At 67.2% G+C, this 17,078-nt stretch carries 14 protein-coding genes; 6 read left to right on the top strand and 8 right to left on the bottom strand.

What is annotated here, in order from left to right:
- Window positions 1-7 precede the first annotated feature (7 nt).
- The 7 genes from ACOJTB_RS00960 to map form a co-directional block, all read right to left on the bottom strand.
- Window positions 8-2,167 carry a putative bifunctional diguanylate cyclase/phosphodiesterase gene (locus ACOJTB_RS00960; RefSeq protein WP_420100639.1) on the bottom strand — a complete coding sequence of 720 codons (2,160 nt, stop codon included), beginning with the start codon at window positions 2,165-2,167 and terminating at the stop codon, window positions 8-10.
- Window positions 2,168-2,448: 281 nt separating this feature from the next.
- A complete protein-coding gene (locus ACOJTB_RS00955; RefSeq protein ID WP_420100638.1) occupies window positions 2,449-3,198 on the bottom strand; it encodes a proteasome-type protease in 750 nt (249 codons plus the stop codon).
- Between the two features lie 40 nt (window positions 3,199-3,238).
- Complete coding sequence (locus tag ACOJTB_RS00950; RefSeq protein WP_420100637.1) at window positions 3,239-4,066, bottom strand: transglutaminase family protein; 828 nt, start codon at window positions 4,064-4,066, stop codon at window positions 3,239-3,241.
- Between the two features lie 63 nt (window positions 4,067-4,129).
- Window positions 4,130-5,071 (bottom strand): alpha-E domain-containing protein, encoded by a 942-nt coding sequence (locus ACOJTB_RS00945; RefSeq protein ID WP_420100636.1) that lies wholly within the window; start codon window positions 5,069-5,071, stop codon window positions 4,130-4,132.
- A gap of 73 nt (window positions 5,072-5,144) precedes the next feature.
- Window positions 5,145-6,560 carry a circularly permuted type 2 ATP-grasp protein gene (locus tag ACOJTB_RS00940; RefSeq protein WP_420100635.1) on the bottom strand — a complete coding sequence of 472 codons (1,416 nt, stop codon included), beginning with the start codon at window positions 6,558-6,560 and terminating at the stop codon, window positions 5,145-5,147.
- A gap of 160 nt (window positions 6,561-6,720) precedes the next feature.
- Complete coding sequence (gene radC / locus ACOJTB_RS00935) at window positions 6,721-7,491, bottom strand: RadC family protein (protein WP_420100634.1); 771 nt, start codon at window positions 7,489-7,491, stop codon at window positions 6,721-6,723.
- Window positions 7,488-8,312 (bottom strand): type I methionyl aminopeptidase, encoded by an 825-nt coding sequence (gene map / locus ACOJTB_RS00930; RefSeq protein WP_420100633.1) that lies wholly within the window; start codon window positions 8,310-8,312, stop codon window positions 7,488-7,490. Before map ends, radC begins: the two co-directional genes overlap by 4 nt.
- Window positions 8,313-8,453: 141 nt before the next feature.
- Here map and ACOJTB_RS00925 point away from each other — a divergent pair, with 141 nt between their 5' ends.
- The 3 genes from ACOJTB_RS00925 to gpt all read left to right on the top strand — a co-directional run bounded on the left by ACOJTB_RS00925 (window position 8,454) and on the right by gpt (window position 10,802).
- Window positions 8,454-9,305 (top strand): FkbM family methyltransferase, encoded by an 852-nt coding sequence (locus ACOJTB_RS00925; RefSeq protein WP_420100632.1) that lies wholly within the window; start codon window positions 8,454-8,456, stop codon window positions 9,303-9,305.
- A 96-nt stretch (window positions 9,306-9,401) separates the two neighbouring features.
- Window positions 9,402-10,169, top strand: coding sequence for a competence/damage-inducible protein A (locus tag ACOJTB_RS00920; protein ID WP_420100631.1), 768 nt, complete (start codon window positions 9,402-9,404; stop codon window positions 10,167-10,169).
- Window positions 10,170-10,292: 123 nt separating this feature from the next.
- Complete coding sequence (gene gpt / locus ACOJTB_RS00915; RefSeq protein WP_420100630.1) at window positions 10,293-10,802, top strand: xanthine phosphoribosyltransferase; 510 nt, start codon at window positions 10,293-10,295, stop codon at window positions 10,800-10,802.
- Between the two features lie 13 nt (window positions 10,803-10,815).
- Here gpt and ACOJTB_RS00910 read toward each other — a convergent pair whose 3' ends face one another.
- The gene (locus ACOJTB_RS00910) at window positions 10,816-11,709 is read right to left on the bottom strand and encodes a DMT family transporter (protein WP_420100629.1); all 894 of its coding nucleotides are present in this window, start codon (window positions 11,707-11,709) and stop codon (window positions 10,816-10,818) included.
- Between the two features lie 178 nt (window positions 11,710-11,887).
- Here ACOJTB_RS00910 and ACOJTB_RS00905 point away from each other — a divergent pair, with 178 nt between their 5' ends.
- The 3 genes from ACOJTB_RS00905 to ACOJTB_RS00895 all read left to right on the top strand — a co-directional run bounded on the left by ACOJTB_RS00905 (window position 11,888) and on the right by ACOJTB_RS00895 (window position 17,023).
- Complete coding sequence (locus ACOJTB_RS00905) at window positions 11,888-14,698, top strand: phosphoenolpyruvate carboxylase (RefSeq protein WP_420100696.1); 2,811 nt, start codon at window positions 11,888-11,890, stop codon at window positions 14,696-14,698.
- Window positions 14,699-14,769: 71 nt separating this feature from the next.
- Window positions 14,770-16,335: an AMP-binding protein gene (locus ACOJTB_RS00900; protein ID WP_420100628.1), complete on the top strand. Its 1,566-nt coding sequence runs from the start codon at window positions 14,770-14,772 to the stop codon at window positions 16,333-16,335.
- Window positions 16,336-16,348: 13 nt separating this feature from the next.
- The gene (locus ACOJTB_RS00895; protein WP_420100627.1) at window positions 16,349-17,023 is read left to right on the top strand and encodes a DUF1190 domain-containing protein; all 675 of its coding nucleotides are present in this window, start codon (window positions 16,349-16,351) and stop codon (window positions 17,021-17,023) included.
- Window positions 17,024-17,078 lie beyond the last annotated feature (55 nt).

Below are 17,078 nucleotides of genomic sequence, written 5' to 3'. Positions count from 1 at the left end.
GCCGCGTTCAGGCCGCCAGAGTTTCGGCGAAGGGCTTGCTGAGGCCCAGGAGCCGGTCGATCTCCGCCGCCGGTACCGGCCTGGAGAACAGGAACCCCTGAAGTTCGTGGCAGCCGACGGCCTGCAGAAAGCGGTGCTGGTCGCGGGTCTCGACTCCTTCGGCGCAGACGCGCAGCCCCAGAGCCCTGCCCAGATGCGCCATGGAGTGGACGAGGATCGCCGATTCGCCGGTCGGCTCCATATATTCGAGGAAGATGCGGTCGATCTTGATCTTGTCGAAGGCGAAGCGCCGCAGATAGATCAGGCTCGAATAGCCGGTGCCGAAATCGTCCAGCGCGAGACCGACGCCGTTCGCGCGAATGTCCATCATCGCGCTCTCGGCGGCATCGGCATCCTCGATCAGGACGCCTTCGGTGAGTTCCAGTTCCAGCCGGCAGGGATCGAATCCCGTCTCGGCGAGGATCTCCAGCACGTTGGCGACGAAGTTCTTGTGGCGGAACTGGATCGGCGAGACGTTGACGGCCAGGCGCAGGCCGGGCCAGCGCAGCGCGTCCGTGCAGGCCCGCCGCAGGACCCATTCGCTCAGCGGCACGATCAGCCCGCGCTCCTCGGCGATGGCGATGAATTCCGAAGGCGGGATCATGCCGTGTTCGCGATGGGGCCACCGGACCAGCGCCTCGACGCCGGTGATCGTCTCGCCATCGGCCGAGACCTGGGGCTGGTAATGGAGTTCAAGCCGGTCGTTCTCGATCGCCTCACGCAGGTCGTCCTCGACCATCCGCTTGATCTGGAGCGCGCGGTTCATCTGCGGTTCGAACGTGGCATAGCGGTTGCGCCCACCGTTCTTCGCTTCGTAGAGCGCCGTATCGGCGAGCTTGAGCAGCGTGTCCCGTTCGTCGCTGTTCAGCGGGGCAAAGGCGATGCCGATGGAGCAGCCGATGCCGATCTCGACATCATCGACATCGAAGGGCTCGGTCAATGCGGCCAGAATGCGCGCGCCGAGCGCGCCGGCATGCGTCTGCGAGGCCGAGCCGACCTGGATGATGCCGAATTCATCGCCGCCGAAGCGCGAGACGAGGTCTCCGGGGCGGGCCAGGGCCAGAAGTCGCTGCGCGACCTGGCGGATCAGGGCGTCGCCCGCCGTGTGGCCGTAAGTGTCGTTGACGGCCTTGAACCGGTCGAGATCGATCAGCAGCACGGCGACGCCCGAGCCCTCGCGATGACAATCGGCAAGGGCTGCATCGAGTGCCAGGTCGAAGCTGCGCCGGTTGGGCAGGCCGGAGAGTTCGTCCTGCCCGGCGAGGCGCTGGATTTCGCCCTCGCGCAAGGCGATCTGGATGGCCGAGGCACGCAGACGCTGCACCACGAAGGCGAAAATGCCGGAGAACAGCAGCCCCACGGCGATCATCGCCCAGAGAAAACGCTCCAGCATCACGTCGCCCGGGCGTGACGGCGTCCATGTCAGCCAGGCGCCGACCCGGCCATCGGCGAAGGGAATGGCGAGGCTCGCGAGCGTATCGGGCGGGCGAATGGTCGTAAGGCGCATGCCTTCGACATGGAAGCCGGCCGAGACCTCGGCCAGCATTGCCGGGGTCAGACGGCGGTAAGCCACGAAAAAGAGCTGGCCGAGCCAGGGCGAAACGATCGGGGTTGCGAGGTGGTTGAGGTCGATCACGACGAGCAGGATCGCGTCGTCGCCTTTCGCCATGAGGGCAGACCAGTTGGACGCGCGCAGGTCCCCCCCGCGGTCGAATGCGAGCGGTTTGAGGCCCGGCAACTGGTCGCTGAATTCGCGCAAGGTCGCGTAGCCGGCGGGCCCGGCCGCGTTGCGGCGGTCCATGCCGGCCAGCACGGTGCCTTCCGCCGTCACGAGATAGGCGCCGTCGAAATCAGCGAGGCGGCCGCGCAACTGAGCGAAGGCACTGCCGACGGCCTGCTGGGTGGTGGGTTCGTTCAGGGCCTGCTGGAGATCGCTGGCGATCGCCAGTTTTTCCAGACGCAGCTGCTCGAACGAGATCTGGCTCTGCAACGCCGCTTCGATGCGCTCATGCTGCCGTTTTGCTTCGAGGCGATTGGCCTCACGCGTGATCGCGATCACGACGCCCGCGCCGGCGAGCATCAGCAGCAGGAAGGCGATGCCCAGGGTTGCCACTGAGCTCGCGAACATCCGGGCGGACGAGCCTGCATTCGTCATTCTGGCGGCTGCAGGCTGCGGCATCCCGGTTCCGGTGCTGATTCGACCAACCCACCTAACCGATGAAAGATTGATATCCCGTTGACTTGACGCTCGCGAAGCATCTCGCCCTCGCCCTCGGGCGAAGACGATGCTCACATCGTCAGCCGGCTTAGCCGATATTTCGGAAAACTGGCGCTCGCCTCGGCTCTGTGCTTCGCGGATCGTGCCACGCTAGAGCGATGGACCGAACCGGCCACGATCGGGCCTATTGCTCAGCCCGATTTCGGGCCGTAAGGCGGGCGCGGGATCGCGGTATGGGCGGCCCGCAACGCCGCCGACCAGCGTTCGCGCAGGTCATGAAAATAGGGCTCGCCGGCCTCGATGCGGCGGTTGAGCTCGAGATCGTCGGCATCACGCCGCATCAGCAGGAGGTCGATCGGCAGGCCGACGCCGAGATTGGACCGCATCGTGGAGTCCATCGAGATCAGCCCCACCTTGAGGGCGTCGTAGAGATGGCTCTTGTAGGTGACGGCGCGGTCGAGGATGGGCTTGCCGTATTTGTGCTCGCCGATCTGCAGGAAGGGCGCATCGACGCCGCATTCGATGAAGTTGCCGGCGCCGTAGATCATGAAGAGCCGCATGGGCTGGCCCTTGATCTGGCCGCCGAACAGCATCGAGACCTCGAATTTGACGCCCGCCTCCTTGAGCGCCGGCCCATCCACCTCGCGGACGTGGCGGATGCTGCGGCCCACGAGCTGCGCGGCGCGGAACATGGACGTCGCGCCTTCCAGCGTGTCGATCTCGCCGGTTTCGGGATTGGGCAGCCCCTCCTGCAGCAGGCTCACGACCGATTGGGTGATCGAGAGATTGCCCGCGGTCATCAGGCCGAAGCTGCGATCGCCGGGCCAGTTGAAGACATGCAGCTTGCGGAAGGTCGAGATGTCGTCCAGCCCTGCATTGGTGCGGGTGTCGGCGATCATCACGAGGCCGTCCTGCACGAGGAGTCCGACGCAATAGGTCACGGCGCTGTCCCTGTCCTGAAGATGCCGCGCGAGGCACGCATCACTGGTTCGCTTGGCGGCCTTCGGCCTGGCGGGCGCTGACGAGCACGTTCAGCGTTTCGCCGTCGCCGCCCTGGCGGGCGCCGCGCACGGGCGCGGCATCGGCGAAGTCGAGCCCGACCGCGACGCGCACATGCGTGTCGATCGGGCAGATGTCGTTCGCGCAATCGAAGCCGATCCAGCCGTAATCGGCGAGATAGACTTCCGCCCAGGCATGGGCGCCGTCGTCGTGACGCAGCGCCTCGTTGCGCGCGACGTAGCCGGAGACGTAGCGGGACGGTAAGCCGAGATGGCGGGCGCAGGCCATGAAGACATGCGCGATGTCCTGGGCGATCGCGTCGCGAGCCTCGAAGGCGGCCACCGCGCCGACGCCGACGCGGCCGGTGGTGTCGATCCAGGTCATGCGCTCGGCGACCGCCGCCATCAGCGCGTGCATGGCCGCCAGCGGAGTCTCGGTCCCTGCGACCGCCGCCTCGGCGAAGGCCCGCATGGCGTCGTCCTGTTCGGTCAGCAACGTGTCGCGGCGATAGACCTCGCAGGGCACGCGCTCCAGCCCACCGCGAACGATGCCGGCGAGATCGGTGGTCTCGATCAGCCCGTCGATGCGGATCGCGAGCGAGGAGATCGGGCCGTCCGCATAGAAGGAGTGGACGATGTTGCCATGCGCGTCCTGCGCGGCGCGCATCCGCCCGTCGATGCTCGGCTCGATGCGCCACGACATGACGTGCTGACCATCATGATCGCGCGGCGTCAGCCGCAGGATCTGCGTGATCTGGCGAGCCGGCTCGGCATAGTCGTAGCTGATCGCGTGGGAAATCCTGATCCGCATGGTCCCGTCCGAGCGAGGGTCGCGTCGGCTTTTTATGTCAGCATCGCCGCGGAGGCGAGCCTTTCATTGCAGGTACTGATCGAAGATGGTGTTCCCGAGGCGGTTGTTCTCGGTGATGAAGTCCTCGATGAATTCATGGAGACCGTGCTCGAAGATGCCTTCGATGCGGGTGTTGCTGAGGCTCGCCATGATCTTGCGGGCCTGGCGTTGGGCCGCGCCCTGGCGGCCATAGGCGTCGCCCAGCGCATCCAGAAAGCGCGATATGCTCTCGTAGCAGGCGGCGAGCGAGCGCGGCATGCGGCGGTTCAGGATGAGCAGGTCGGCGATGAGGATCGGTTTCACCGCCTCGCGATAGACCCAGTGATAGGCGGTCAGCGCCGAGACCTCGCGCAGCACCGTGGTCCACTGGAAATAGTCGAGCGAGCCTCCGACGCGCTCATTGGCGGGCAGCAGGACATGATACTTCACGTCGAGGATGCGTGCGGTGTTGTCCGCGCGCTCGATATAGACGCCCAGACGCGAGAACCAGTAGCCGTCGTCGCGCAGCATGGTGCGGTAGGCGGAGCCGTCATAGGCCAGCGAGACAGACTTCACCCAGTCGAGAAAACGGGCGAACTCCTCGCGATCCATCCGCTTCTTCTCGAAACGCTGCAATTCCAGCCAGGCGCCGTTGATCGCGTCCCACATCTCGGAGGTGAGGGCGGTACGCACCGCACGCGCATTGGAGCGGGCCTGGGCGAGGCAGTTGCGGATGGAGGACGGGTTGTCCGGGCTGAAGGTCAGGAAGTCGCAGACATTGCGCTCCGTGGCCTCGCCATAGGCGGCGGCGAACGCCTCTTCGCAGCCGGCGGTGGAGACGGCGCTCTGCCATTCGGTGCCAGCGCCGCCATAGGCGGAAGGCAGGTTGGTCAGGCGGGTCGTCGCGTCGAGAATGCGGGCGAGGTATTCGGCCCGTTCGACATAGCGGGACACCCAGTAGAGGCTGTCGGCAGTGCGCGAAAGCATGGTCAGTTCTGGCCTTCTCGCGAGGTCTCGCGGCGCGTCTGTGGGCAAGGCGGGCGAAGGGGCGGAGGGCAGGTCATGCATCCAGCACCCAGGTGTCCTTGGTGCCGCCGCCCTGGCTCGAATTCACCACCAGCGACCCCTCCTTCAGGGCCACGCGGGTCAGGCCGCCCGGCACGCAGGAAATGCCGTTCGCGCCGGAGAGGACATAGGGCCGCAGATCGACATGGCGGGGCGCGACGCCCGAGGCGACGAAGGTCGGGCAGGTGGAGAGTGCCAGCGTCGGCTGCGCGATGAAGCCGTCCGGGCTCGCCTTCAGCTTGCGGCGGAAGGTCTCGATCTGCGCCTTGTTGGCGTGGGGGCCGACCAGCATGCCGTAGCCGCCGGAGCCGTTGACCTCCTTGACCACCAGCTTTTCGAGATTGTCGAGCACATAGGCGTTGGCCTCCGGCTCGCGGCAGCGCCAGGTCGGGACGTTCTTCAGGATCGGCTCCTCGCCGGTGAAGAACTTCACGATCTCGGGCATGTAGCTGTAGACCGCCTTGTCATCGGCGACGCCGGTGCCGACCGCATTGGCCAGCGTGACGTTGCCGGCCTTGTAGGCGCCGATGATGCCTGGCACGCCGAGCACGGAATCGCCGCGGAAGACCAGAGGGTCGATGAAATCGTCGTCGATGCGGCGGTAGATCACATCGACGCGCTTGGGGCCCTGGGTGGTCCGCATATAGACCACGTCGTCCTTGACCAGCAGATCGGACCCCTCGACCAGCTCGACGCCCAGCTTGTCGGCCAGGAAGGAGTGCTCGTAGAAGGCCGAATTATACTGGCCGGGCGTCAGCAGGCAGATCGTCGGATCGGAGGGCGCGCTGCGCGGCGCGACCGAGCGCAGGGTCGCCAGCAACTGGTCGGGATAATTATCGACCGGGGCGACGCGGTGGGTCGAGAACAGCTCCGGGAAGAGCCGCAGCATGACCTCCCGGTTCTCCATCATGTAGGAGACGCCCGAGGGGGTGCGGGCATTGTCCTCGAGGACATAGAAGGTGTCGGCGTCGACCCGCACCACGTCGATGCCCGCGATATGGCAATAGACGCCGTGCGGGACCTTGAAATCGACCATTTCGAGCTGGTAGCAGGCGTTCCGGTAGACCAGATCCGGCGGGATGATGCCGGCCTTCAGGCACTCCTTCGGTCCGTAGACATCCGCCAGGAACATGTTCAGCGCCGTGACGCGCTGGCGCAGGCCCTTTTCCAGCTTGGTCCATTCCGGCTTGGTGAGCACCCGCGGGATGATGTCGAAGGGGATCAGCCGCTCGGTCGATTCATCGTCGCCATAGACGGCGAAGGTGATGCCGATGCGGCGGAAGAACAGCTCGGCCTGCGAGCGCCGCAAGGCCAGTTGATCGGCAGGCGATTCCTTCAGCCAGCGGTCGAGCACCTCATAGGCCGGCCTCAATTCGGCGCCGGAGCCGGTCATCTCGTCGAACGCGACCATCTGGCCTGGATTCCCCTGTTTCCATCAACCTATGCGCATTCGCTTGCGTTGGGGAAGAGGCCGTTTGATCAGGGACTTGCCGCCGCTGCCTTTTATTTGGGCAGAGGTGCCCGCATAGGATTTGCCGGCTATCGAACCAGATGCCGCCGCCGGCTCGAGGTCAGATCAGGCCGAGGCTGCGGAAGCTGGCGTGCCCATCCCGCCCCACGATGATGTGGTCGTGGATGGCGACCCCCAGCGGCTTGGCGATGTCTACCAATTCGCGCGTCATGCGCATGTCGGCGCCGGAGGGCGTCGGGTCGCCGGACGGGTGGTTGTGGACCAGGATGATGGCCGAGGCGGAGAGTTCGAGCGCCCGCCGCATCACCTCGCGCGGATAGACAGGGGTGTGATCGACCGTGCCTGTCTGCTGCACCTCGTCGGCGATCAGCACGTTCTTCTTGTCGAGAAAGAGGATGCGGAACTGCTCGCGTTCGGCGAAGGCCATCGCCATGCGGCAGTGATCCAGCACCGAGGACCATGAGGACAGGACCGGCCGCTTGGCGACCGCGCCCTTGGCCATGCGCTGCAGCGAGGCCTGCACGATCTTCAGGTCCAGCGCCACGCCTTCGCCGACGCCCTTGACCTCGGTGAGGAGCGCGATCGGCGCCGCCAGTACCTCGCCGAAGGAGCCGAAACGCTGGATCAGGGCCTTCGCCAGCGGCTTCACATCCCGCTGGGGGATGGATCGGAACAGCAGCAGCTCCAGCAATTCATAATCGGGCAGCGCCTCGGCGCCGGCCTCCTGGAAGCGGGCGCGAAGCCGGTCGCGATGGCCGTGATAATGCGGCGCGTCGCCAGCGGGCCCCGGGGGCGAGGGCGGAGAATCAGGAAACGGCAGGCCGGTGGGCGAGGGCGCGCGTCGCTGCCTCTTGCCCGCGCCTTCGCTCATTTGGGCGCGAGCGGATTGTCGAGGCCGGCCGGCGAAAGCGTGAAGATCTCGCAGCCGGTTTCGGTGACTCCGATCTGGTGCTCGAACTGGGCCGAGAGCGAGCGGTCGCGCGTCACGGCGGTCCAGCCGTCGGACAAGATCTTCACGCCCGGCTTGCCGAGATTGATCATCGGCTCGATGGTGAAGACCATGCCTGGCTTGAGCTCGACGCCCTCGCCGGGCGAGCCGTAATGCAGGATGTTCGGCGCGTCGTGGAACAGGCGGCCGATGCCGTGGCCGCAGAAGTCCCGCACCACCGAGCAGCGCTCCGCCTCGGCATAGCGCTGGATCGCGAAGCCGATATCGCCGGTATGGGCGCCGGCACGCACCGTCCTGATCCCCCGCAGCAGGCTCTCATAGGTGATCTCGATCAGACGCTCGGCCTTCCGCGAAATCTCTCCGACGCCGTACATGCGGCTGGAGTCGCCATGCCAGCCATCGACGATCAGGGTGTAGTCGATGTTCAGCACATCGCCTTCACGCAGCGGCTTGTCGTCCGGGATGCCGTGGCAGACGACGTGGTTGATCGAGGTACAGATCGACTTGGTGTAGCCGCGGTAGAACAGCGTCGCCGGATAGGCGCCGTTGTCCATGGCGAACTGGAAGGCCAGTTCGTCGAGCCGCTGGGTCGTGACGCCGGGCTTCACGTGGGAGCCGAGCATGTCCAGCCCTGCCGCCGTCAGCCGCCCGGCCTTATGCATGGCCGCAAAGGCCTCCGGACCATGAATCTTGATGGCGGGATCGCGCGGGCGCGAGCGGCCGATGCTGTCTTCGAATGTCATCGCGAGGGGAGAACTCCTGCTCCCTTATTGCTGGGGATTGCCGGCGTAGGCAAGCCGCTTGCGTGCCGCAGGCCGGACCGGGCTGCGCCTCTCCGCCCGGCGCTGGTGTCGGGACGCGGCGCGGTGTATCAGGCTGGCGCAATGGCCAATACCGAACACGCTACCGCCGAAGACCGGCCTTTCGGCTCCTTCGCGCCGAAATCCCTGCTTTCGGGCATCATCGCGCGCACCCGCGGCGCGTCCGACACCTTTCTGGGGCGCAAAAGCGCCTATGCGCTGCGGCGCCTGGGCCTGCGCATCCTCGGCGGTGAGCCGGTGGACATCGAATCGCTGGGCGCGCGCATGCGGCTCTATCCGGACGGGAATGTCTGCGAAAAGCGGGTGCTGTTCACGCCGCAATATTTCGACCCGGTCGAGCGCCGCATGCTGCTGGAGCGGCTGCGCGACGGCTTCACCTTCATCGATATCGGCGCGAATATCGGCGCCTATTCCCTGTTCGTGGCGGCCCATGCCGGGCGCAATGCGCGTATCCTGGCGGTCGAACCGCAGCCGGACGTGTTCGCGAGGCTGGCCTTCAACATCGCCCAGAACCCGTTCGGCACGGTCAAGGCCGTCGCCTGCGCGCTGGCGGACAAGCCGGGGGAGCTCACCCTCTTCATCGACCCGACCAATCGCGGCGAATCGAGCGTGCGGATCCTGAATTCCAGCGCCGGGCGCAGCGTGCAGGTGCCGGCGACGACGCTGAAGGCGCTGGTCGAGAGCGAGGGCTTCGAGCGCATCGACGCGATCAAGCTCGATGTCGAGGGCGCCGAGGATCTGATCCTGGAGCCGTTCCTGCGCGATGCGCCGCCGGAGCTGTGGCCCGGCTTTATCGTGATCGAGGATTCGCGCCAGCGCTGGCAGAGCGATCTGGTCGGGCTGCTGGAGCGTAGCGGCTACCGGCTCGTGCTGCAGACCCGACTCAACATGCTGTTCGAGCGTCAGGCGGCCTGAGCCGGCGCATCGCCGCATGAGCGGGTCGCACAAAACGCCGTTTCACCCCGGCCGGGCGATGCCTAGCTATGCGTGGATCAAAAGCTGGAGACCGGGATGACCGACGCATCTTCTTCCGACAAGGCGGTCGTCACGGCCGCGATCCTTGTCATCGGCGACGAGATCCTCTCGGGCCGGACCAAGGACAAGAACATCGGCTACATCGCCGAATACCTGACCAATATTGGCATCGAACTGCGCGAAGTGCGCGTGGTGCCGGATGTGATGGAAGAGATCGTCGCCGCGCTCAACGCGCTGCGGGCGCGCTTCACTTATGTCTTCACCACCGGCGGCATCGGCCCGACACATGACGACATCACCGCCGATGCTGTCGCTGCGGCCTTCGGCGTTTCCATCGACCATGATCCGCGCGCGGTGGCGATGCTGCGCGAGCGCTTTTCGGAGGCGGATCTGAACGAGGCGCGGCTTCGGATGGCGCGCATCCCGGCCGGTGCGGACCTGATCGCCAATTCGGTGTCGAAGGCGCCGGGCTTCAGGATCGGCAATGTCCATGTCATGGCCGGCGTGCCCTCGATCATGCAGGCGATGCTGGACGCGGTGGCGCCGACGCTGAAGACAGGCGTGAAAATGCTCTCCGAAACCGTGCGCGCCGGCCTCAAGGAAGGCGATATCGGCAGCGCGCTGGGCGAAATTGCCAAAGCCCATTCGGATGTTTCGATCGGCTCCTATCCGTTCTGGAGCGAGACCGGACCCGACACGAACATCGTGGTCCGGTCGCGCGAGGCGGACAAGTTGGAGGCCGCGATGGCGGCTGTAAAGGCGATGATCGCCAGCCATTCTGCCGGCGCCGGCGAGCCTCACTGAGCCAGCGACGAGCGCGGCGGCGACTGGGCAAAATCGCCTCGCGGCCCTTGCCATCGCCCTGTATTTCGGCTTTTCCGGCGTGGCGGTGCCTCCTTCGCCGCGATCAGCGCCGGAGATCCCGCCATGGCCGAACCCAGCTCCAACAAGGCCTTTCCCGTTTCCTGGGATCAGTTTCACCGCGATGCGCGGGCGTTGGCGTGGCGGCTGGCCGACAAGGGGCCGTTCGAGGCGATGGTCTGCATCACGCGCGGCGGGCTGGTGCCTGCGGCGATCATCTGCCGGGAACTCGGCCTGCGGATGATCGAGACGGTCTGCATCGCGAGCTATCACGACTATCGCAACCAGTCCGAGCTCAAGGTGCTGAAGGACATCGCGCCCGGCATCAAGGCGATCGGCGACGGGCAGGGCAAGGGCGTGCTCGTGGTCGACGACCTGACCGACACCGGCAAAACCGCCCGCGTGGTGCGGGACATGCTTCCCAACGCGCATTTCGCCACGGTCTATGCCAAGCCGGCCGGGGTTCCGGTGGTCGACACCTTCGTCACCGAGGTCAGCCAGGACACCTGGATCTATTTCCCCTGGGACATGGCGCTGACCTATGTCGAGCCCATCGCCAAGGGCCATAAGGGCTGAGCCTGGCCCGCGCTCAACCGGTCGAGGGCGAGCGGAACGCGATCAGCATCCCGGCGACAACGATGGCCATGCCGACCATCTCCATGCTGGTCGCGGGTTCGGCGAGGAGAAGCGCACTGCTGGCTGCCGTCATGATCGGCACCAGCGGCAGGAACAGCGTGGCACGGGCCGCACCCAGCGCCTCCACCGAGCGGGAATAGAGGTAAAGCGCCACGACGCCGACGATGACCCCCTGATACAGCGCCTGCAGCAGCAGCTCGCCGATCGGCATGGAGGCCATGTGGATCGGCAGCGCGATCGCCATCACGGCCAGAAGCGGCACCGACAGGATGCATGAAGCGGCGGTGATCTCGATGGAGCTCGCGCCCCAGCGCCGTGCCAGCAGCCCGAAGATCGACCACAGCAGCGCGATCAGGACGAAAAGCAGGTCGCCGATCCAGGCATCCGGGCGAGAGGGAGCCTCGAGCAGCGCGTCGCGCGAGAACACCGCGATGCCGCCGACGATCACGACGAGCCCGATCAGGCGCATACGCCCCGGACGCTCGCCGGTGAGGAGCGCGACCAGCCCTGCGGTGAAGACCGGGATCAGCCCCGGCGAGATGATCGAGGAGTGCAGCGCCGGGGCGAAATAGGCGCCGCCGACGAGAATCAGGCTGTAGAACGGGCCGATCAGCAGCGCCATGGTCCAGCCGCGGCGCCAGCCCAGCCCGCCGACGGGGAAGGGGCGCATATGGCGCGCAGCCCAGGGCAGCAGCACCAGTGCCGCCGCGACGAAGCGCAGGATCGAGACATCGGCCGGCGACAGGCCGACCAGCATGCCATGGCGCGAGACGACCGCCTGCACACCCCAGATCAGGGCGCAGGCCAGTCCGCAGAGGATTCCGAGCCAAGGTGTGCGGGCAGGCATGGAGCTCTTCAGATCGCGGCGATGCTGGCGCGGCTATGCCGGGCCGCGCCGAGCCCGGCAATGGCGCGCGACGCAGGGCAGCCCCGCGACGTGAAAGGACGCAGCTTGCGCTTGCGGGCGCCCGCTCCGGATGCTGCAATGCAGCAGCGGGCCGGAAGGAAGCAGGGCGATGGCGCAGATGGTGGACCAGCGGCCGGTGGCCGAACTCGACATCGTCGGCCTCGCCGACGAGCTTCAGGACAAGATCGAACAGGCGCGGCTCGATGCGCGCGACGATCCTTTCGGCAATCCCGTGCTGCGCGTCGCGCTGTGGCTGACGCGGTTGATGGACCGCGGCGATCTCACCGCCGAGGGCGCACTCGCGCTGGTTCGCCGCTATGGTCGGCAGGCGATCGCCGAGCGCGCCGGCAAGCTCGCCGGTTATGTCGGCCTGTCCGCCGATAGCGACGCGGCCTTCGCCGTGCTGGCCGGCGCGACGGCAGAGGCGGCAGGAGGAGCGTTCGGCGCCTTCGCCGCTACGGTGGAACGCCCGCGCTTCGGAGCGGTCTTCACCGCTCATCCCACCTTCGGAATGCAGCGCAAGCTCGCCCATCATCTCGCGGCCCTCGCCAGCGGCCGGCGCGACGACGCCGTACTGGCGGCGACCGATCTCAGTTTTCGCCCCGACGGGCGCATCACCCTGCAGGACGAGTTCGAGCAGGCGCGCTTCGCCGTCCGCCAGGCGCGGGACGCGATCGACCGGCTCAACGCGGCGCTGCTGCGAGAGGCTCGGACACGCTGGCCGCAGGACTGGATCCGGCTCGCGCCATGCCCGGTCTTCCTCGCCTCCTGGGTCGGTTGCGACACCGATGGGCGCACCGATATCGGCTGGTGGGACACGTTGCGCTACCGGCTGGAGTCCAAGGACGGCCAGTTCGCGCGCATTCTCGAAAAACTGCCGGAGGCGGAAGCCTGCAACGGGGTGCGCAAGCTCGTATGGGAGGCGCTGGCCGCGGTAAGGCGCCAGCTCGCTCTGGCGCCGCCGATCGGGACGCAGCCGACGCTGGAGGCGCTGCAGGCGTTTTCGCTGGCGCTGGTGCGGGAGCGCGAAGCCGCGCTGCCTCAGGCCGAGCCGCTGCTCGCCGCGCTGGACGAGGCGCTGGCGGCGAGTGCGGACGATGCGGTAGGCGAGCCGCTCATGCTGATCCGTGCAGGCGTCGTCGCCCATGGCGTCTCGATCGCGCTGCCTCATTTCCGGCTGAACGCCTCTCAGCTTCACAATGCGCTGCGCGCGGTGATTTCCTCCGACGAGGATCCGGGCCAGCCGGCGCAGCGACGCGCCTTCCTCGCGGCCGCCAATGGCGCGCTCGATTCGGTGACGCCGGTGGCGATCGATTTCGGCGCGCTGGCTGCCGAGCGATCCTCGGCCGCGCGCATGATGATGACGATCGCGCAGATCGTGAAGCATCTGGACGGCTCGCGTCCGGTGCGCTTCCTGATCGCGGAAACCGAGACCGGGTACACGCTGCTCTGCGCGCTCTGGCTGGCGAGCCGCTTCGGCATCGCCGACAAGGTCGAGATCTCGCCGCTGTTCGAGACCTCGGATGCGCTGGAGCAGGGCCCGCGCATCATCGACGAGGCGCTGCGCAGCCCGCATTTCCGCGCCTATCTGAAGCGGCTCGGGCGGCTCTGCATCCAGTTCGGCTACTCCGATTCCGGCCGCTATATCGGTCAGGTCGCGGCGACCTTCTGGGTCGAGCGGCTGCGCATCCGCATCGCGGAACTGCTGGCCCGCCACGGGCTCGGCGAGGTCGAGCTCGTGATCTTCGACACCCATGGCGAGTCGGTCGGTCGCGGCGCGCATCCGGACAGCCTCGCCGACCGGCTGGCCTATCTCGATCCCGCCTATGCGCGGGCCGCCTTCGCCAAGGCGGGCATCAGGATGGTGCGGGAGACAAGCTTCCAGGGCAGCGACGGCTATCTGCTCTTCGGCACGCCGGAACTGGCGGGGGCGACCGTCGCCCGCATCGCGGAGGCGGTCTTCGCCGCGCCTGCCGGCACGGGCGATCCGATTTATGACGAGCCGGATTTCGCCAGCGAATTCTTCCAGACCGTGCGCGAGGAGATGAACGCCCTCGTCGACGATCCGGGCTATGCGGCGCTGATCGGCACTTTCGGCCCGGCCCTGCTCGACAAGACCGGCTCGCGTCCCGCCGCGCGGCAATCGGAAGGGGCGGGGCCCTCGCGCATCCGCCATCCGCGCGAATTGCGCGCCATTCCCAACAACGCGATCCTGCAACAGCTCGGCTGGATGGCCAACAGCCTGCACGGCCTCGGCCACGCCGCCTCGCGGGCGCCGGACCTCTTCCGGTCGATGCGGGAGCAGAGCCCCCGCTTCGACCGGGCCTTTCGCCTCGCCGCCGCAGCGATGCGCCACAGCGATCTCGACGTGCTGCGCGCCTATCTCGACACGCTCGATCCCGGCAGCTGGTTCGACCGGGCGAGGCGCACCTTGCGTGAAACCCGCCGGGACGAGCTGCTCGGCGTCGCGGACGCGTTGACGCGGCTGGAGCTGGCACCGGCGCTGCGGCGACTGTTCTGGCGGCTCTCCTCCGACGCGCTGAAGCTGCGCGGGGTGGCCAACGACGTTCCGGTCATGCCGGTGCGGATGGCGGCGCTGCATGCGCTCAGGCTGGCCGCGATCCATCGCATCTGGCTGTCCTTCGCGCATATCCCGGATTTCCGCCCGCATGGCGGCATGACGCGGGACAGCCTGCTCGAAAGGCTGCTGACGCTGGATGTTCCGGCTTCGCTGAAGATCCTCTCCGAGATCTTCCCGCGCGACCCCGACCCGACCCTGGGGCTCGATTTCGGCGAGCCGCCCGGCCCGCGCGACGGGGGCACCTATGAAGCGCTGCACCGCGACGTGCTCGAGCCGATGCTGCAATCCTTCACGCTGATCCGCGAGATTTCCGGCGCGATCCAGCACGAGATCGGTGCTTTCGGGTAGCGCTGGATTGCAACCGGCGCCGGCGCCACTACGTTGAGCGCCGAAGGAAACGCCGACGGAGACGAGCCGGCATGGCCGCCACCCCTTTCGACGCCGCGGGCGCGCGGATCAGCGTGTTTCGCGCCCTGCTTCAGGCCGTCTCGCGCCATGGCAAGAGCCGGATCGCGCTGGAAGACCCCGAGCGGCAGCCGATCACCTATGGCCGGCTGGTGCTGGGCGCGCTGGTGCTCGGCCGCAAGCTTGCCGGCATGACGAGCGAGCGCGAGACGGTCGGCGTGCTGCTGCCGAACATGCAGGGCATGCCGGTCACCGTCTTCGCACTGATGGCCTTTGGCCGCGTGCCGGCGATGCTGAACTTCACCGCCGGGGTGCGCAATCTGCGCGCGGCCGGCGAGCTGGCGCAGCTGAAGACCATCGTCACCTCCCGCCGCTTCATCGAGAAGGGCGAACTCGACGACGAGATCGCCGCGCTCGGCGAGGGGCGCCGGGTCATCTATCTCGAAGACGTCCGCAAGCAGATCACCAGCCTCGACAAGGCACTGGGGGCGCTCGGCAGCCTGGCCGCGGGGCTGCTGCACCAGCGCTACGAGGCCAAGCCGGACGATCCGGCCGTGGTCCTCTTCACCTCCGGCACAGAGGGCACGCCCAAGGGCGTGGTGCTGAGCCACGCCAATCTCGTCTCCAACGCCCGGCAGGTGTTTTCCCATGCCGCCGGCGCGATCTCGGAGCGCGACGTCTTCATGAACCCGCTGCCGGCCTTTCATTCCTTCGGCCTGACGGCGGGCCTGCTGGTGCCGCTGCTGCATGGCATGAAGGTGGTGCTCTATCCGAGCCCGCTGCATTACAAGCAGGTGCCCAAGCTGATCCGCGACATGCAGGCGAGCTTTCTGCTCGCGACCGACACCTTCCTGCAGGGCTATGCGCGCGCCGCCGATCCCGAGGACCTGAAAAGCGTGCGCTATGTCGTCGCCGGCGCCGAGCGGGTGAAGGCGGAAACCAAGCGCATGTGGGAGCCCTATGGCACCACGATCCTCGAAGGCTATGGCTGCACCGAATGCTCGCCGGTCATCGCGGTGAACACGCCGCAGACCCTCCGCGAAGGCACCGTCGGCAAGCTCCTGCCCGGCATCGAAGCAGAGCTGAAGCCTGTCGAGGGCATCCATGAGGGCGGGCGGTTGACGGTGCGCGGGCCCAACATCATGGCCGGCTATCTCGACCCGCAGCAACCCGGCCGGCTGGTGGCGCCCGAGGGCGGCTGGCACGACACCGGCGATATCGTCGTGATCGAGGACGGTTTCGTCGCCATTCGGGGCCGGGCCAAGCGCTTCGCCAAGCTCGGCGGCGAGATGGTCTCGCTGGCGGCGGTGGAGACGATGGTCGCCAAGCTCTGGCCGGACCAGAACCATGTCGTGGTCGGCCTGCCGGACCCACGCAAGGGCGAGCAGCTGGTGCTCGTCACCGAGAAGCCGGATGCAGACCGCGCCGCACTGCAGGATGCGGCCAAGGAGATGGGCTTTCCCGAGCTATGGGTGCCGCGCGCCATTCTGGTGACGCAGGCGATCCCGGTTCTGGGCAACGGCAAGATCGACTATGGCGCGACGCGCGAGCTGGCGGCCTCGCGGCGATCGCTGCTTTAAAGACACAATTGTAATGTTGTTGCAGCGCATGATCATCCCGGCATCCGCCCTTTCGATCCTGCGTGTCGCGACGCTTGCGCCGGCGCTGTCCCTGGCAGGCCCCTCGGATCTGGCGGCGCAATCGCCCGGTGGCGTCTATGTCCGCCGCGACGAATGCATCGAGGCCGGCAAGCTGAGCGCCGAGCAATGCGAATTTGCCTATCGCAATGCGCGGGCCGAGTTCCTGCAGAAGGCACCCCGTTACGCTTCTCGCGGCGCTTGCGAGCGGGCCCATGGCCGCTGCGCGGCGCAGATGGTCTCGACCGGCGGTTGGGAGAGCTTCGGCAAGGGCGGGGCGAGCTATGTGCCGCGCTTCGTCGGATTGCGCATCACGGGAGAAGGCCCGGCGGCGAGGGCGCTTCCGGTGATCGAGGGCAAGACGATGGTCGCCTTCTCGGGGCGCCCTGTGCACGCGCTTCAGGAGCAGGTTCAGGGCCGCGTCACTGTCACCGGGGCGGCGAGCCACGCCTCGCGCCATTCGCGGCGTCATATCAAGGACACACCCGAGACCGAGACGCGGCCAGCCGGCATTCATGACGACAGCGTGCGTGTGCCGATGAAGGAAGAATCGATCGGCGCGGATGTGCCGCCGGGGCTCTATGTCGATCCCGACGGGGTCGAATGGTACAAGCCGGCCCATCGGCGCTGACGCACCGGCGACGGGTCCAGGGAAGAGATCGGGGCATGGCCTTGCCGAGTCCCTG

Origin of the sequence: Allobosea sp. (genome assembly GCF_048595345.1) — a bacterium.
In the GTDB taxonomy this organism is placed as follows: Bacteria; Pseudomonadota; Alphaproteobacteria; order Rhizobiales; family Beijerinckiaceae; genus Allobosea.
Note: the sequence above shows the minus strand (reverse complement) of the source record. Positions and strands in the feature narration are given on the sequence as shown.

What these genes read in the sequence shown, in the direction of transcription:
- gpt (WP_420100630.1), top strand. Translation starts at nt 10,293, where the DNA reads ATGGCCGAACCCAGCTCCAACAAGGCCTTTCCCGTTTCCTGGGATCAG.
- radC (WP_420100634.1), bottom strand. Translation starts at nt 7,491, where the DNA reads ATGAGCGAAGGCGCGGGCAAGAGGCAGCGACGCGCGCCCTCGCCCACC.
- ACOJTB_RS00900 (WP_420100628.1), top strand. Translation starts at nt 14,770, where the DNA reads ATGGCCGCCACCCCTTTCGACGCCGCGGGCGCGCGGATCAGCGTGTTT.
- ACOJTB_RS00940 (WP_420100635.1), bottom strand. Translation starts at nt 6,560, where the DNA reads ATGGTCGCGTTCGACGAGATGACCGGCTCCGGCGCCGAATTGAGGCCG.
- map (WP_420100633.1), bottom strand. Translation starts at nt 8,312, where the DNA reads ATGACATTCGAAGACAGCATCGGCCGCTCGCGCCCGCGCGATCCCGCC.
- ACOJTB_RS00925 (WP_420100632.1), top strand. Translation starts at nt 8,454, where the DNA reads ATGGCCAATACCGAACACGCTACCGCCGAAGACCGGCCTTTCGGCTCC.
- ACOJTB_RS00945 (WP_420100636.1), bottom strand. Translation starts at nt 5,071, where the DNA reads ATGCTTTCGCGCACTGCCGACAGCCTCTACTGGGTGTCCCGCTATGTC.
- ACOJTB_RS00910 (WP_420100629.1), bottom strand. Translation starts at nt 11,709, where the DNA reads ATGCCTGCCCGCACACCTTGGCTCGGAATCCTCTGCGGACTGGCCTGC.
- ACOJTB_RS00895 (WP_420100627.1), top strand. Translation starts at nt 16,349, where the DNA reads ATGTTGTTGCAGCGCATGATCATCCCGGCATCCGCCCTTTCGATCCTG.
- ACOJTB_RS00905 (WP_420100696.1), top strand. Translation starts at nt 11,888, where the DNA reads ATGGTGGACCAGCGGCCGGTGGCCGAACTCGACATCGTCGGCCTCGCC.
- ACOJTB_RS00960 (WP_420100639.1), bottom strand. Translation starts at nt 2,167, where the DNA reads ATGTTCGCGAGCTCAGTGGCAACCCTGGGCATCGCCTTCCTGCTGCTG.
- ACOJTB_RS00950 (WP_420100637.1), bottom strand. Translation starts at nt 4,066, where the DNA reads ATGCGGATCAGGATTTCCCACGCGATCAGCTACGACTATGCCGAGCCG.
- ACOJTB_RS00920 (WP_420100631.1), top strand. Translation starts at nt 9,402, where the DNA reads ATGACCGACGCATCTTCTTCCGACAAGGCGGTCGTCACGGCCGCGATC.